Annotated in this window: 10 protein-coding genes and 1 pseudogene; 3 read left to right on the forward strand and 8 right to left on the reverse strand. The window is 73.0% G+C overall.

Annotated features, from left to right (window positions below):
- Positions 1-102 (forward strand): annotated as a pseudogene (locus tag ACIRPK_RS31085) (ATP-binding protein); the annotation flags it as partial.
- A 57-nt stretch (positions 103-159) separates the two neighbouring features.
- Here the strand turns inward: ACIRPK_RS31085 and cimA are convergent.
- The 4 genes from cimA to ACIRPK_RS31105 all read right to left on the reverse strand — a co-directional run bounded on the left by cimA (position 160) and on the right by ACIRPK_RS31105 (position 5,099).
- Entirely contained in the window at positions 160-1,776 is a 1,617-nt protein-coding gene (cimA, locus tag ACIRPK_RS31090; RefSeq protein WP_403044629.1) for a citramalate synthase, read from the reverse strand.
- Between the two features lie 330 nt (positions 1,777-2,106).
- The gene (locus ACIRPK_RS31095; RefSeq protein WP_403044632.1) at positions 2,107-2,673 is read right to left on the reverse strand and encodes a Uma2 family endonuclease; all 567 of its coding nucleotides are present in this window, start codon (positions 2,671-2,673) and stop codon (positions 2,107-2,109) included.
- Positions 2,674-2,767: 94 nt separating this feature from the next.
- Entirely contained in the window at positions 2,768-3,880 is a 1,113-nt protein-coding gene (locus ACIRPK_RS31100) for a branched-chain amino acid aminotransferase (protein WP_403044635.1), read from the reverse strand.
- Positions 3,881-4,061: 181 nt separating this feature from the next.
- Complete coding sequence (locus ACIRPK_RS31105) at positions 4,062-5,099, reverse strand: 3-isopropylmalate dehydrogenase (protein ID WP_403044637.1); 1,038 nt, start codon at positions 5,097-5,099, stop codon at positions 4,062-4,064.
- Between the two features lie 190 nt (positions 5,100-5,289).
- Between ACIRPK_RS31105 and ACIRPK_RS31110 the strand changes: the two genes are divergently transcribed.
- Together ACIRPK_RS31110 and ACIRPK_RS31115 are read left to right on the forward strand one after the other, a co-directional pair.
- Positions 5,290-7,770, forward strand: coding sequence for a YfhO family protein (locus ACIRPK_RS31110; protein WP_403044640.1), 2,481 nt, complete (start codon positions 5,290-5,292; stop codon positions 7,768-7,770).
- Positions 7,771-7,807: 37 nt separating this feature from the next.
- A complete protein-coding gene (locus ACIRPK_RS31115) occupies positions 7,808-8,239 on the forward strand; it encodes a GtrA family protein (protein WP_403044642.1) in 432 nt (143 codons plus the stop codon).
- Here the strand turns inward: ACIRPK_RS31115 and ACIRPK_RS31120 are convergent.
- The 4 genes from ACIRPK_RS31120 to ilvC form a co-directional block, all read right to left on the reverse strand.
- Positions 8,180-11,449: a S8 family serine peptidase gene (locus ACIRPK_RS31120; protein WP_403044644.1), complete on the reverse strand. Its 3,270-nt coding sequence runs from the start codon at positions 11,447-11,449 to the stop codon at positions 8,180-8,182. The genes ACIRPK_RS31115 and ACIRPK_RS31120 overlap by 60 nt on opposite strands.
- Before the next feature lie 195 nt (positions 11,450-11,644).
- Positions 11,645-11,797, reverse strand: a complete 153-nt coding sequence (locus ACIRPK_RS31125) for a hypothetical protein (RefSeq protein ID WP_403044646.1) — start codon at positions 11,795-11,797, stop codon at positions 11,645-11,647.
- Positions 11,798-12,058: 261 nt separating this feature from the next.
- On the reverse strand, positions 12,059-13,639 hold the full coding sequence (gene serA / locus ACIRPK_RS31130) for a phosphoglycerate dehydrogenase (protein ID WP_403044648.1): 1,581 nt from the start codon (positions 13,637-13,639) through the stop codon (positions 12,059-12,061).
- A gap of 250 nt (positions 13,640-13,889) precedes the next feature.
- Positions 13,890-14,888: a ketol-acid reductoisomerase gene (gene ilvC, locus ACIRPK_RS31135; RefSeq protein ID WP_403044649.1), complete on the reverse strand. Its 999-nt coding sequence runs from the start codon at positions 14,886-14,888 to the stop codon at positions 13,890-13,892.
- Positions 14,889-14,966 lie beyond the last annotated feature (78 nt).

Genomic DNA, 14,966 nt, shown 5'->3' on the forward strand with positions numbered 1-14,966 from the left:
CCCGACACCCCCGTCATCACCCTCGACGCCCGCCGCCGCGACAGCGCCAAAAGCGCCCTCATCACCCTCGTCGAACACGCCCTCCTCGCCCGACTCCGGTGATACCAGAACATCGAAAAGGGCCCGCCGTAGGTACGGCGGGTCCTTTCTGACGGCTGCTCAGTCCGTGTCGGCGGCCGGGTCGAGCCCGGCGCGGATCAGGCCGTAGGTGTAGGCGTCCTCGAGGGCCAGCCAGGAGGCCCCGATCACGTTGTCGGCCACCCCGACCGTGGACCAGGTGGCCACCCCGTCGGTGGACTCGATCAGCACCCGGGTCTTGGAGCTGGTGCCGTGCGCGCCCTCCATGATCCGGACCTTGTAGTCCACCAGCTCCAGCTGGGCCAGCTGCGGGTAGATGTGCTCCAGCGCGCTCCGCAGTGCCTGGTCCAGCGCGTGCACCGGGCCGTTGCCCTCGCCGGTGGCGATCCGGCGCTCGCCCTTGGCCCACAGCTTCACGGTCGCCTCGTTGCCCGGACTCCCGTCCGCCAGCTGCTCGCTGATGGTCCGCCAGGACTCCAGCGTGAAGAACCGCTGCCGACTGCCCCGCACCTCGTCCCGGAGCAGCAGCTCGAACGAGGCGTCGGCCGCCTCGTAGGTGAAGCCGAGGTTCTCCTGCTCCTTGACCTTGGCCACCACCCGGCCGACCAGGTCGCGGTCGGCGGAGAGGTCGTAGCCGAGCTCCTTGCCCTTGAGCTCGATCGAGGCCCGGCCGGCCATGTCGGAGACCAGCATCCGCATGGTGTTGCCGACCCGCTCGGGGTCGATGTGCTGGTACAGGTCCGGGTCGACCTTGATCGCGGAGGCGTGCAGCCCGGCCTTGTGCGCGAAGGCGGAGAAGCCCACGTACGGCTGGTGGGTGGAGGGGGCCAGGTTGACCACCTCGGCGATCGCGTGCGAGATCCGGGTCATCTCGGGCAGCTTCCCGGCGGGCAGCACCCGGCGGTCGTACTTCAGTTCCAGCGCGCCGACCACCGGGAACAGGTTGGCGTTGCCGACCCGCTCGCCGTAGCCGTTCGCGGTGCACTGCACATGGGTGGCCCCGGCGTCCACGGCGGCCAGCGTGTTGGCCACCGCGCAGCCGGTGTCGTCCTGGGCGTGGATGCCGATCCGGGCCCCGGTCTCGGCGATCACGTCGGCGACGATCTCGCGCACCCCGAGCGGGAGCATCCCGCCGTTGGTGTCGCAGAGCACCACCACGTCGGCACCCGCCCGGTGGGCGGTGGCGACCACCGCGAGGGCGTACGCGCGGTTCGCCCGGTAGCCGTCGAAGAAGTGCTCGCAGTCGATGAAGACCCGGCGGTCCTGCGAGCGCAGGTACTCGACGCTGTCCCGGACCATCTCCAGGTTCTCGTCCAGCGTGGTGCGCAGGGCCAGTTCGACGTGCCGGTCGTGCGACTTGGCGACCAGGGTGACCACCGGCGCGCCCGAGGTGACCAGCGCGGCGAGCTGCGGGTCCTCGGCGGCCTTGCCGCCGGCCCGCCGGGTGGCGCCGAAGGCGACCAGCTGGGCGTGCTTGAACTCCAGCTCGGCGGCGGCCCGGGCGAAGAACTCGGTGTCCCGCGGGTTGGCCCCCGGCCAGCCGCCCTCGATGAAGCCGACGCCGAACTCGTCCAGGTGCCGGGCGATGGTCAGCTTGTCGGCCACGCTGAGGTTGATGCCCTCGCGCTGGGCGCCGTCGCGCAGCGTGGTGTCGAAGACGTGGAAGCTGTCGTTGGGTCGGCTACTGGCCTCGGTCATGACCCTGGGTTCTCCGTTCGGGGAGGTACTGCTGCTGTTGCCGGGATACCTGATCCGGCTCCACTGTCCAGCATCCCGCGCGCTCCCGGTGTCCCCGGACCCCCTCGTGAGGGGCCGGTGGCCGGTCCGGGCAAAACAAAAAACCCCTCGCGGATGCGAGAGGTCTGCGCGCGGGTCTGGACGCTGGTGGTCGTCCCGCGAGATGGGTTACTCGGGGACGGTCACTGCGGACCGGCGCGCCTGCTGCTAATAATCAGCGAAAGCGAGGACACCCTCGGAGTCTGGCACACCATCCGCGATGCGGCCCGCCCGTCTCGCGATCCGGGACGGTCAGGTCAGCCGCCCGGTCGCCAGCTCGAACCCGAACGGCTCGGGCAGCGGCAGCGGGTCACCCACCGGCACCCGTGTCGTCGTCCGGTAGTCGCCACGGTGGGGCTCGCTGTGCAGGACGATCTCGTTGCGCTGACGGTCCACCAGGAGGTAGAGCGGGATGGCCGCAGCGGCGTAGCCCTGCCGCTTGGCCTCACGATCCTTCTCCGGTCGCGAGGAAGTGACCTCAAGGACCATGAGAACCCCTGAGGGGATCCACCACGATTCCTGCCCGGTCATCGCGTCGGTCCGAGTGAAGGTGGCGTCCGGGATGTAGCGGCCGTTCGGGACCGTCAATCCCTTTCCCGGGGCGTAGTCGACACCCTCGGGGCACTGTCGGGCGATCTGCCAGACAATCCGGCCAATCGCGGTCTCGTGGTCGCCATCCGGCGGTGGGGTCACGACGATCTCCCCGTCGATGAGCTCGGCCTTGAAACCCTCGGGGGTCTCCAGCGCCAGGAAGGCTTCGAGGAGGTCGTCGTCCGAGTAGTGCCAGGTCTCGGCGAAGTCGTGCGTCGCAGCGCTCATGGCCCCTCCTTCCGGTCCGCAAGGCTCAACGAGCGGGGTGGTTCGAGGTTACCCGTGCCGGGCGTCCCGGTCAGCGGGACGCCCGGACGGGGCGTCAGACGATCTTGTGCAGCCAGCCGTGGGTGTCCTCGGCCTGGCCGCCCTGGAGGGCGAGCAGGGCCTTGCGGAGCTCCATGGTGATCGGTCCGGGCTCGCCGGCGCCGACCGTCCAGTCCGCGCGGGCGGACTTGACCGAGCCGACCGGGGTGATCACGGCGGCGGTGCCGCAGGCGAACACCTCGGTGAGGGTGCCGTCGGCGTTCCCCTGCTTCCACTCGTCGGTGGAGATCTTCCGCTCCTGGACCGCGTAGCCGCGGTCGGCGGCCAGCGAGAGCAGCGAGTCGCGGGTGATGCCGGGCAGCAGCGCGCCGGAGAGCTCGGGGGTGACGATGGTGGCGTCCGCGCCCTCGCCGAAGACGAAGTACAGGTTCATCCCGCCCATCTCCTCGATCCACCGGTGCTCGGCCGCGTCCAGCCAGACCACCTGGTCGCAGCCCTTCTCGGCGGCCTGGGCCTGGGCGACCAGCGAAGCGGCGTAGTTGCCGGCGCACTTGGCGGTGCCGGTGCCGCCGGGCGCGGCCCGGACGTACTCCTCGGAGAGCCAGACCGAGACCGGCTTCACGCCGCCGGGGAAGTACGCACCGGCCGGCGAGGCGATGATCATGAAGAGGTACTCGTTGGCCGGGCGGACGCCCAGGCCGACCTCGGTGGCGAACATGAACGGACGCAGGTAGAGGCTCTGCTCCGGCTCGTTCGGCACCCAGGACTGGTCCTGCCGGACCAGCAGCTCGACCGCCTCGACGAAGGTCTCGGTCGGCAGCTCGGGCATCGCCAGCCGGCGCGCCGACGCCTGGAAGCGCTCGGCGTTGGCGGTCGGGCGGAAGGTGGCGATCGAGCCGTCCGCCTGACGGTAGGCCTTCAGGCCCTCGAAGATCGCCTGACCGTAGTGCAGGGTCATGTTCGCCGGGTCGATCTCCAGCGGGGCGTACGGGGCGAGCTGCGCGTCGTGCCAACCCCGGCCCTCGGTCCACCGGATGGTGACCATGTGGTCGGTGAAGACCCGTCCGAAGCCGGGATTGGCCAGCCGGGCCGCGCGCTCGCCGTCCGCCAGCGGGTGCGCGGAGGGCTTGAGGTCGAACGTGATGGGCGCCTGGGTGGGCGTACTCATGACTGTCTGTCCTTCACCGTGGGGTTGGTCCGGGCCGCCACCCTCGATGAGGAAAGAACGCACGAAGGCACGGCCCACTGTCGATACTCGCATCCAGAGGGCCGTGCCGAACAGCCGGTCGGCTGCTACGTGGGGAAATGCCGGCCCGTCAGCCGGATCCCCGATGCTTGGTTCCGGCCCGTCAGCCGGATACTCGGGCGGCGAGCGCGTCGCCGACCTCGGAGGTGGAACGGGTGCCGGAGCGGGCCAGCAGGTCGGCCGCGACGGCCGCCTCGACCTTGGCGGCCTCCTCGGCGAAGCCGAGGTGGTCCAGCAGCATGGCGACCGACAGCACGGTGGCGGTCGGGTCGGCCTTGCCCTGGCCGGCGATGTCCGGCGCCGAGCCGTGCACCGGCTCGAACATCGACGGGAAGGCGCCGCTCGGGTTGATGTTGCCGGAGGCGGCCAGGCCGATGCCGCCGGTGACGGCCGCGGCCAGGTCGGTGAGGATGTCGCCGAACAGGTTGTCGGTGACGATCACGTCGAAGCGCTCGGGCTGGGTGACGAAGAAGATGGTCGCCGCGTCCACGTGCAGGTAGTCGGTGCTGACCTCGGGGAACTCCCGGCCGACCTCGGCGAAGATCCGCGACCACAGGTGGCCGGCGTGCACCAGCACGTTGTTCTTGTGCACCAGGGTGAGCTTCTTGCGCGGCCGGGCGGCGGCGCGCTTGTACGCGTCCCGGACCACCCGCTCGATGCCGAACGCGGTGTTCAGGCTGACCTCGGTGGCCACCTCGTGCTCGGTGCCGGTGCGCAGCGAGCCGCCGTTGCCGACGTACGGGCCCTCGGTGCCCTCGCGGACCACCACGAAGTCGATCTTGGGGTCGCCGCCGAGCGGGGACTGCACGCCGGGGAGCAGCTTGCCCGGGCGGAGGTTGATGTGGTGGTCGAAGGCGAACCGCAGCTTGAGCAGCAGCCCGCGCTCCAGCACGCCGGACGGCACGCTCGGGTCGCCGATGGCGCCGAGCAGGATCGCGTCCTGGGTCTTCAGCTCCTCCAGCACGGCGTCCGGCAGGGTCTCGCCGGTGCGGTGGTAGAGGCGGGCACCGAGGTCGTACTCGGTGGTCTCCACCTTGACGTCGGCGGGGAGGACGGCGGCGAGCACCTTGAGGCCCTCGGCCACCACTTCCTGGCCGATACCGTCACCGGGGACAACTGCGAGACGAAGGCTGCGAGACATGCACGCGACCCTACTCCGGCGTCCCAGGGGCTGACACCTGATGTCCGCCATTCGGACATCAGGCACCGTTTCGGACACCACTCCGGAGCGGACCGGCGGATCGCCCGGCGAGTGGGTCAGGCTCTCCTGACGGTCCGCCACCTATGCTCGGAAACGGACAATCGGGACAGACCGTCAGGAGCGGCCGCACGTGAGCGAATCCAGCCGCCGGGCCGAGGCGGCGGCGGCCGCGCTCGCGGCCGGGATCTCGATGGGCGCGTACTGCCTGGGGACGGCGCTGCGCGGGAGCCGCCCGTTCGGCGACCGCTCGCGGGCGGCGGGCGACCTGGGCGACCGGTTCGTCCCGTTCCACGCCCACCTGTGGGACCTGATGCACGGCGACACCACCGGTGACCTGCTGTTCAACTGGAACAGCGGGTACGGCGCGCCCTTCCTGCCCGACTTCTTCGGCTACCTGATGAACCCGTTCTCCTGGCTGGTCGGCCTGTTCCCCCGGTCCGCGGTGAACGTCCCGGTCTTCCTGGTCACCCTGTTCGGCATCGGCCTCGGTGCGGCGCTGATGACCCGCTTCCTCGGCCGGCTGCACCCCGGCTCCGGCCTGCTGCGGGCGCTGCTCGCGGTCGGCTACGGACTCTGCGCCTGGGTGCTCGACGACGGCTCGCCCGCCCCGATGTGGATGTGGGGCCTGGTCTCGCTGCCGCTGCTCTGCCTGGTCGGCGACTGGTGCCTGCGCGGCCGGCACCGGGTGCTCGGCAGCCTCGCGGTCGCGGCGGCCTGGGCCGGCAACCTCCCCACCGGCGCGACGGCCACCCTCGGCGCCGGACTGGTCCTGCTGCTCCGGGTGCTGCTGCTGACCGACCGTCCGGTGCTCGCCCGGCTGCGGGTGCTGGTGCGGGCCGCCGGCACGGCCGTGCTCGGGGTGCTGCTGGCCGCTCCCGTCCTGACGGTGGGTCTGAAGGCGGACAAGGCGGCCCAGCCGGCCCCGCCCGGCAGCTACGACGGGCCGCCCGGGCTGACCGACTACCTGGCCCAGCTGCTGCCCGGCGGCCGCCCGGACCACGTCCTGCCGAACGTCTCGGTCGGCCTGCTCGGCCTGCTGCTGGTGGCCGGCCTGCCGTTCAACCGCCGGGTGCCGGTCCGCGAGCGGATCGGCTGGTACGCGCTGCTGCTGCTGGTCGGCGCGAGCTTCGTGTGGGAGCCGACCGTCCTGCTCTGGCACGGTCTGAGCCTCCCGACCGGCACCCCCTACCGGGCCGCCTTCGTGCTGAGCGGGCTGCTGGTGACGGCTGCCTGGGTCTCGCTGGCCCGCCGCCCCGACCTGGTCACGCTGCTCGGCGGCGCCGCGGTGGTGGCGCTGATCGCCCTGCTCGGCCACGGGCAGAGCTCGGTCCGCACCGCGACCTGGGTGCTGCTGTCGGCGGGCGGCGTGCTGGTGCTCGGCGCGCTCCGGCTGTGGGAGCGCGGGACGGCGCGGCGGACGGTCGGCGCGGTGCTGACGCTCGGCGTGCTGGCCGGGGCGGTCCACTCGGCGTACGCCGTCACCCGGCTGCCGTCCGTCCAGCCCCGGGAGACGGTCAGCGCCCGGACGCTGACCGCCCACCGGCTGATCCGGCAGGCGGAGGACTGGCCGCACAGCCGGACCGACCCAGGACCGCACGAGTTCACCGCCAACGACCCGCTGCTGCTCGGCGGCGAGGGCGGGGCGTACGCCGCCGACCGGCTGCCCCGGACCACCGCGGAGCTGCTGCACGACCTGGGCGCGGGCTGGTACGACCAGGGCCGGCAGACCCTCGGCCCGGCCGACCCGGTCGGCCGGGCGCTGTTCGGGGTGACCACCTACCTGGACGAAGGACCGGCCCCGGACGGCTTCACCGTCGGGCACTCCCCCGCCGCCCCGCTGGTCACCCTGCGGCCGGCCGGGCCCGCCCCCGACACCTCCTCGGTCTGGGGCAGGCAGCAGTCGCTGCTCGGCGCCACCGTCTACCGGGTGCCGCAGCTCACCCCGGTCGCGGGCCCCGCCCCGACCTTGCACGGGAGCAGCGGCTGGTCGGTCCCGGCCACCCCGGCCGGCAGTGCCTGGACCACCTTCGAGGGCAGTTGCCTCCCCGGTGAGCAGGTGTTCTTCCACGGCCCGTGGTTCGAGGGCACGGTGCAGGGCCTGGGCACCACGTACCTCAGCCGGGGACGGCAGCCGATGACCGCGATGCCGATCCGGCTGCTCGGCGACGCCCCCGCCGACGGCGTGGTCAGGGTGGCGCTGCGGACCGACGCCGCCGCCCAGGTCCCGGCCCAGCCGGTCGGCTGCCTGGACCGGGCCGCACTCGGCCGGGCCCTGGCCCGGCCGAACGGCGCGACCGCCGTGCACAGCACCGGACACTCCGTCAGCGCCGAACTGTCGCCCGGCTCCACCGGGACGGCGCTGATCTCCGTCCCGGCCGTCACCGGCTGGGAGTGCGCGGTGGACGACGGGCCCGAGCGGCCGGCCGGCTCGGTGCTCGGCATGATCGGCATCCCGCTCGGTGCCGGGGCCGCCCGGCTGAGCTGCGTCTACCGGCCGCCGGGCCTGATGCCGGGGGTCGCGCTGAGCGGGGCGGCGCTGGCGGTGCTGGTCGGTGTCGCGCTGGTCCCGCTGCTGCGCCGGAGGGCCCGGGCCGAGCGGGTTCCCGGTTGAGTACAGTGACCCGACCACTTCGAGATCGGGGCGCCCGGTGCAGGCTCAGCTCTGGCAGCTCGTCAGGTTCGCCCTGGTCGGGCTGGTGAACACCGGCACCTTCTATCTGCTCTACCGGGCGCTGCACCCCTTCCTGCCGTACTTCGCGGCGTTCACGGCGGCCTTCCTGCTCAGCATGGTCGGCTCGTTCTTCCTGCACACCCGCTTCACCTACCGGACCCGGCCGAGCTGGCGGAAGTTCCTGCTCTTCCCGCTGCCGAACCTCGTCAACTACCTGGTGCAGAGCGTCGGTGTGCTTGCCCTGGTGCAGTGGTTCGGGCTGGACTCGCGGATCGCGCCGCTGCCGGCTGCCGCGGTCGCGATCCCGGTCACCTTCCTGCTCTCCCGGCTGGTGCTGACCGGCCGGGCCTCAGCGGAGCCTGACCAGTTGGGCCCGGCGGCCGTCCGGGTTGAAGTGGTGGACCAGTAGCAGCCGGTCCGCCCCGGCCCCGCGCCGCCTGATCTCCAGGACGGTCCCGGGCTGCTCCGGCACCGTGACGGCGGTCGGGCCGCCCGCTCCGGCCCGGACGTCCAGTGCCGGGGCGAGCACGTCGACGGTCAGCGTGGGCCGGTCGCCCTGCAGGCCGATCGAGGAGAGCGCCGCCGCCGGGTCGGGGGTGCCGGGTGCGGCGAACGCGGTCCACAGGCCGTACCGGATCTTCGAGGTGCTCTGCCGGAGGCCCGGCAGCTTGGCCAGCCGGACCGGCAGCACCAGGGTGTCGCTGTCCAGCAGGCCGGTGTCGGTGTCGCCCCACCGGGCGTTCAGGGGCTGGACGTCGAGCTCCTCACCGGTCCTGGCGTCCAGCGTCCTGGCCACCAGCACGTCGCTGCCCTTGCGCCGGTCGGCGGTCACCACCACGTCGGTGACCTGGTCCCCGTCGGTGTCCAGCGAGGCCCGGACGGTGACGCCGCCCGCCGGGGTGGCGGCCGGTGCCCACAGGCTCGCGGCCAGGTAGAGGGTGCCGTTCTCCAGCGGCTCGCCGCCGACCGCCGGGGCGTCACTGGCGGCGCCCACCGCCCGCAGGTTGGCGGCCCGGTCGCCCGGCGCGGTCACGCAGACGCCGGCCGCCTTCTCCTCCTCGCCGGCCCCGGCCGGGCAGTCCGGCCAGCGGGCCGCCTCGCCGCCCAGCGCGAAGGCGCTGACCAGCGCCCCGTGCGCGGTCGGCGCACCGGTGCCGGTGATGCTCAGCAGGGTGGTCCCGGCGGCCCGGGCCTGCGGACCCGCCGTCAGCTCCGAGGCGGCGTGCGGCGCGGCGAACAGCGGCACCCGGAGCGCGGGCGCCCCGGTCTCGGCCGGGGTCAGCAGCAGCCGGCCCGACAGCTCGCCCCGGTAGCTCCTGGCCTTGCCGCCCTGCACCAGGTCGAGGGTCGGATCGGGGGCCCGGTCCAGCTGTCCGGGCACCCGCAGGGTGACGGTCACCCGGGCGGTGCCGCCGGGCGGCACGGTGACCCGGTCCGGCGTCAGCTCGAAGGAGGCGCCGGGGAGTTCGGTGGCCGCCAGGTACCCGGTGCGGTACTCCAGCGGGCGGTCGGCGAAGTTGCGCAGCTCGACCTCCCGGCTCTGCGCGAGCGGCCCGGTGACCGGCACCGGACCGAACGAGAGCCCGACCGCGCCGTCCACCTCGGGCCCGGCCGCGTACGCGACCACCGGGGTGGCCACCGCGAGGTCGACCCTGGCCCGCCCGGCACCGGTCCGCTCGGGCCCGTACACCGGACCCGACCGGTCGTCACCGGCCCAGGTGTCACCGGTGGTGTTCATCAGCGCGGCCTTCAGCTGGGCCACCGTCCAGTCGGGGTGCGCGGCCCGGACCAGCGCGGCCAGCCCGGCCACGTGCGGGGCGGCCATCGAGGTGCCGTCCTCGCGCATCCCGCCGGAGCCCGCGCCCGCCTTGGCGGACCAGATGGTCTCGCCCGGCGCGGCCAGGTCCGGCTTGACCATCCCGGGCAGCCCGACCCCGCGCGAGGTGAAGCTGGTCAGGGTGTCCGTCCGCTGCGGCTGGTCCTGGGCCACCGCGCCGTGCAACGGGTTGCCGGGGGTGGCGAGTTGGACGGTGACCGGGCCGGCCTCGACCGCCCGGAACAGCCGCTCGCCGTCCGCCTTCGCCAGGATCGCCACCGGCACCCGGTCGTTGCCCGCCAGCTCGCCGAGGTGGTCGCCGTCGGCGGCGAACAGCGCGCCGAGCGCGCCGGCCTCGGCCGCGTGGTCGGCCCGGGCCGCCGAGCCGCAGGCCCGGTCCGGGTCCTTGGTCCGCCAGGAGAGCAGGGCGATCCGGTCCTTGAGCCGGGCCGCGTCGGCGGCCGAGAAGGGCGTGCAGCCGTCCGACTGGTCGACCGGCAGCGCGAGCCGCCCCTGCACCTCACGATCCGCCCAGTGCTGGTACTTGGCGCTCCAGTGCGCCGGGACCAGCCCGGCCAGCGGCTCGGGGGCCAGCACCCGCAGGCCGTCCGCGTCGCCGTGCGGGTCGACCGAGGCGGCCACCGTGAGCACCCGGGGCGCGGTGCCCGGGCTGCCGCCGACCGCGTACACGTCGCCCTCGTTGCCCGCCGCCGCGACCACCACGGTGCCCAGCGCGGCCAGCCGGTCGGCGGCGATCGCGTCCGCGTCGTCCGGGCCGCCGAACGGGCTGCCGAGCGAGAGGTTGACCACGTCCAGACGGTCCGTCAGATCACCGTCGCCGTCCGGGTCGGCGGCCAGGTCGAGCGCCTGGGTGAGCTGGTCGGTGGAGCCGTCGCAGCCGAACACCCGGATCGCGAACAGCCGCGCCTCCGGCGCCGCGCCGGGGCCGACCTTGAAGCCGGCCGGGTCCAGGCCGCCGGTGTACGGACCCCGGTAGGTCTGGCCGGCCGCCGTGACGCCGTACCCGGCGGCGGTGCCCGCGACGTGCGTGCCGTGGCCGTTCAGCGCGCAGTCGATCGGGTTGTCGTCCGGCTTCGGGACGCCGCCCTCGGGCGTGGCCGGGTCGTAGGCGTCGCCGACCAGGTCCCGCCCGCCGTACACCTTCTCGGTCGGGTACAGGCCCTTGGGTGCGGGCTTGGCGCCGTCCACGTCCTTGAAGCTCTGCTCGGTGCCCGGCCCGCCGAAGTCGGCGTGGGTGTAGTCGATGCCGGAGTCGATGATGCCGACGCTGACGCCCCGGCCGGTGTTGCCGGCCGGACCGGACCAGACGGCGGGGGCGCCGAGCAGCGGCACGGAGTACCCGTTGACCCGGCTCTTCAGCGCGATCGGGTGCACCGCGCGCACCCCGGGCAGCCGGCCCAGCGCGGGCAGCGCGGCGGCCGGGGCGCTGACCGCCACCCCGGTCAGCAGCGTGCCGGTGCGGTACAGCTCGCGCGCGCCGGGGGCGGATCGCCGTACCGCTCCCGCGAGTTGGTCCACCGCCCGGGTGGCGGCCCGGCGCTGTTCGGCCCCGGCGGCCGAGGCCGCCCGGCGGACCGCGTCCGGTGACCGGCGTTCGCCCCTGGCCTGGTCGGCGGCGCGTTGCCAGGCCGGGGCGGCGGCCTCGGTGTCGAGTTCGAGCAGGACGCTGCGGCGGACGTCAGGACCGCGCTCGGCCGCCGCACCCACGGGTGGTACGGCGGCGAGCGCGAGCGAGCCGGTCAGCAGCGCGATGCCGAAGCGGAGTGCTGAGCTGGTGCGCACGGGGCTGTCTCCCCCGGCAGGGGCTCTGGCGGGTCCGCGCCGTGCGGAGCCCGATCACCCTTCCGGAGGCACCAAATTACGATCATCGCGCCGGGCAGGGCGAGCATCGTCCCTCGTCCGGGGGTGCACTGCACTCCTGTGGGTGACGGATCGTCAGGCGTTCGGCGCAATGCCCGTGACCCGCCGGCGGACGGCTCAGTGGCCGGTGGCGCCACCGTTGTCGCGGCGGTCCAGCGCACGCTGCAGGGCGGCGGCTGCGTCGGGGTGCGGCTCGGCCCGGCGACGGCGGCGGGGGGCCACGGCCTGGGCGGCGGAAGCGGCGGCGTGGCGGTCTGCGATGGGGGGCATACCGAACTCCTTGAGGTCGTACGGGGAGAGGGTTTCGGGTACGCCGGCCAGGGGTCGCCTGCCCGAACTGCGTACGCGCACATCCGGGCCTGGCTCCCTCCAGTGGGAGGGGCGGCTCGCCGGGTGGCTCCTTCACGGTACGACCTGGAACGGGTGCTGTCTGCACGGATAGTTGGATTTCCTAGTATCTGAGACAGGACCCGCCCGGAAGCCGGAAAAGGGCCCGGCCCGCCGGAGCGGACCGGGCCCTCCGACGGGCGATCAGCCCAGGTTGACGGAGCGGGCGAACCGCGCCCCGATCGCGCCGGAGATCTCGGTCAGGACCTCCTGGGACACCTCGCTGTCGACGGTGATCGAGGCCAGCGCCTCGGAGCCGTCCCGGGCCACCTGCATGCCCGCGATGTTGATGCCCGCGTCGCCGAGGATGCGGCCGAGGGTGCCGACCACGCCGGGGCGGTCCTCGTACTTGAAGAACGCCATGTGGTCGGTGAGCGCCACGTCCACGTCGAAGGCGTCCACGCCGACGATCTTCTGGATCTGCTTCGGGCCGGACAGCGTCCCGGAGATGGCGATCTCGCCGCCGGCCGCCAGGGTGCCGCGCACGGTGATCACGTTGCGGTGCTCGGGCGACTCGCTGGAGGTGGTGAGGCGGACCTCGACGCCACGCTCCTGGGCGAACAGCGGGGCGTTGACGTAGGACACCGTCTCCGCCACGACGTCCTCGAACACGCCCTTGAGCGCGGAGAGTTCGAGCACCTTCACGTCGTGCTGGGTGATCTCGCCGCGGACCTCGACGTCGAGCCGGACGGCGACCTCGCCGGCCAGCGCGGTGAAGATCCGGCCGAGCTTCTCGGCCAGCGGCAGGCCAGGGCGGACGTCCTCGGCGATCACGCCGCCCTGGACGTTGACCGCGTCCGGCACCAGCTCGCCCGCGAGGGCGAGGCGGACCGACCTGGCGACCGCGATGCCGGCCTTCTCCTGCGCCTCGTCGGTGGAGGCGCCCAGGTGCGGGGTGGCCACCACGTTGTCGAAGGCGAACAGCGGGGAGTCGGTGCACGGCTCCTTGGCGTAGACGTCCAGGCCGGCGCCGGCCACCCGGCCGTCGCGCAGCGCGGAGGCCAGCGCGGCCTCGTCCACGATGCCGCCGCGGGCCGCGTTGACGATCCGCACGGTCGGCTTGACCTTGTGCAGCGCCTCGTCGCCGATCAGGCCGATCGTCTCGGGGGTCTTCGGAAGGTGCACCGTGATGAAGTCCGAGACCTCGAGCAGCTCCTCCAGCGAGAGCAGCTTGACGCCCATCTGGGCCGCGCGGGCGGCCTGGATGTAGGGGTCGTACGCCACGATCTTCATGCCGAAGGCGGACATCCGCTGGGCGACCAGCACGCCGATCCGGCCCAGGCCGACCACGCCGAGGGTCTTCTCGGAGAGCTCGACGCCGGTGTACTTGTTGCGCTTCCACTCGCCCTGCTTGAGCGCGGCGCTGGCCGGGGCGATGTTGCGGGCCGAGGCGATCAGCAGGCCGCAGGCCAGCTCGGCGGCGGTGACGATGTTCGAGGTCGGCGCGTTGACGACCATCACGCCGGCCTTGGTGGAGGCGGCCACGTCCACGTTGTCCAGGCCGACGCCCGCGCGGGCGACCACCTTGAGCTTCTTCGCGGCGGCCAGCGCCTCCGCGTCCACCTTGGTGGCGGAGCGGATCAGGATGGCGTCCACGTCCGCGATCGCGGTCAGCAGCTCGGTGCGGTCCGCACCGTTGCAGTGCCGGATCTCGAAGTCCGGGCCGAGCGCGTCGACGGTGGCGGGGGACAGCTCTTCGGCGATCAGTACTACGGATTTGCTCACGACAGTGTGTCCTTAACTGTCCGGTTCTCCCCGCGCACGATGGTGGCGTGGAAAGCGGGGGAAGGTGGCATGCCGCGTAGATAGACGCACGACGCTGTGGGCCTGACGCGCACTCGGAAGTGTATCGACGGGCTGGCGGCCGGGCTGCTCCCGTCCGGCGAAATCACCCGGACGGGAGCAGCCTGGTTGTACAAAGGAATTCGTCGCCCGCAGCGCGTCCCGAGCAGGGCGGCGGCGGGCGACGGGCGGGCTACGCCTTCTCGTCGACCCAGCTCATCAGACCGCGGAGCTTCTTGCCCGTGGTCTCCAGCAGGTGGTCGGCGTCGGCGCTCTTGTACTCGTTGTACTTCGGCAGCCCGGCCTTGTACTCGGCGATCCAGGTGTTGGCGAAGGTGCCGTCCTGGATCTCGGCGAGGACCTGCTTCATGGCGGCCTTGGTGTCGGCCGTGATGATGCGCGGGCCGGTCACGTAGTCGCCCCACTCGGCGGTCTCCGAGATGGACCAGCGCATCTTCTCCAGGCCGCCCTCGTACATCAGGTCGACGATGAGCTTCAGCTCGTGCAGGCACTCGAAGTAGGCGATCTCCGGCTGGTAGCCGGCCTCGACCAGGGTCTCGAAACCGGCCTTGACCAGGGCGGCGGTGCCACCGCAGAGGACGGCCTGCTCACCGAACAGGTCGGTCTCGGTCTCCTCGGTGAAGGTGGTCTTGATGACGCCGGCCTTGGTGGCGCCGATGCCCTTGGCGTAGGACAGCGCCAGCTCGAAGGCCTTGCCGGTGGCGTCCTGCTCGACGGCCACGATGGCGGGAACGCCGCGGCCCTCCTGGTACTGACGGCGCACCAGGTGACCCGGGCCCTTGGGGGCGACCATGCAGACGTCGACGTCGGCCGGGGGCTTGATGAAGCCGAAGCGGATGTTCAGGCCGTGGCCGAAGAACAGGGCGTCGCCCGCCTTCAGGTTCGGCGCGATGTCCGCCTCGTAGACGTCGGACTGGATCGGGTCCGGCACCAGGATCATGATGACGTCGGCCTCGGCGGCGGCCTCGGCGGCGGTGACGACCCGCAGGCCCTCCTCCTCGGCCTTGGCACGGGAGGACGAGCCCTCCTTGAGGCCGACCCGGACGTCCACGCCCGAGTCGCGCAGCGACAGCGCGTGGGCGTGGCCCTGGCTGCCGTAGCCGATGACCGCGACCTTGCGGCCCTGGATGATGGACAGGTCAGCGTCGTCTTCGTAGAACAGCTCGGCCACGGGGGCACATCTCCTTGCGTGGTGGTGGTGCCGGTGCGTACCTACCGTACGTGGACCCGGCGATGGTGTGGGGCGGTG

This window comes from Kitasatospora sp. NPDC101801, from assembly GCF_044766665.1.
Taxonomy (GTDB): Bacteria; Actinomycetota; Actinomycetes; order Streptomycetales; family Streptomycetaceae; genus Kitasatospora.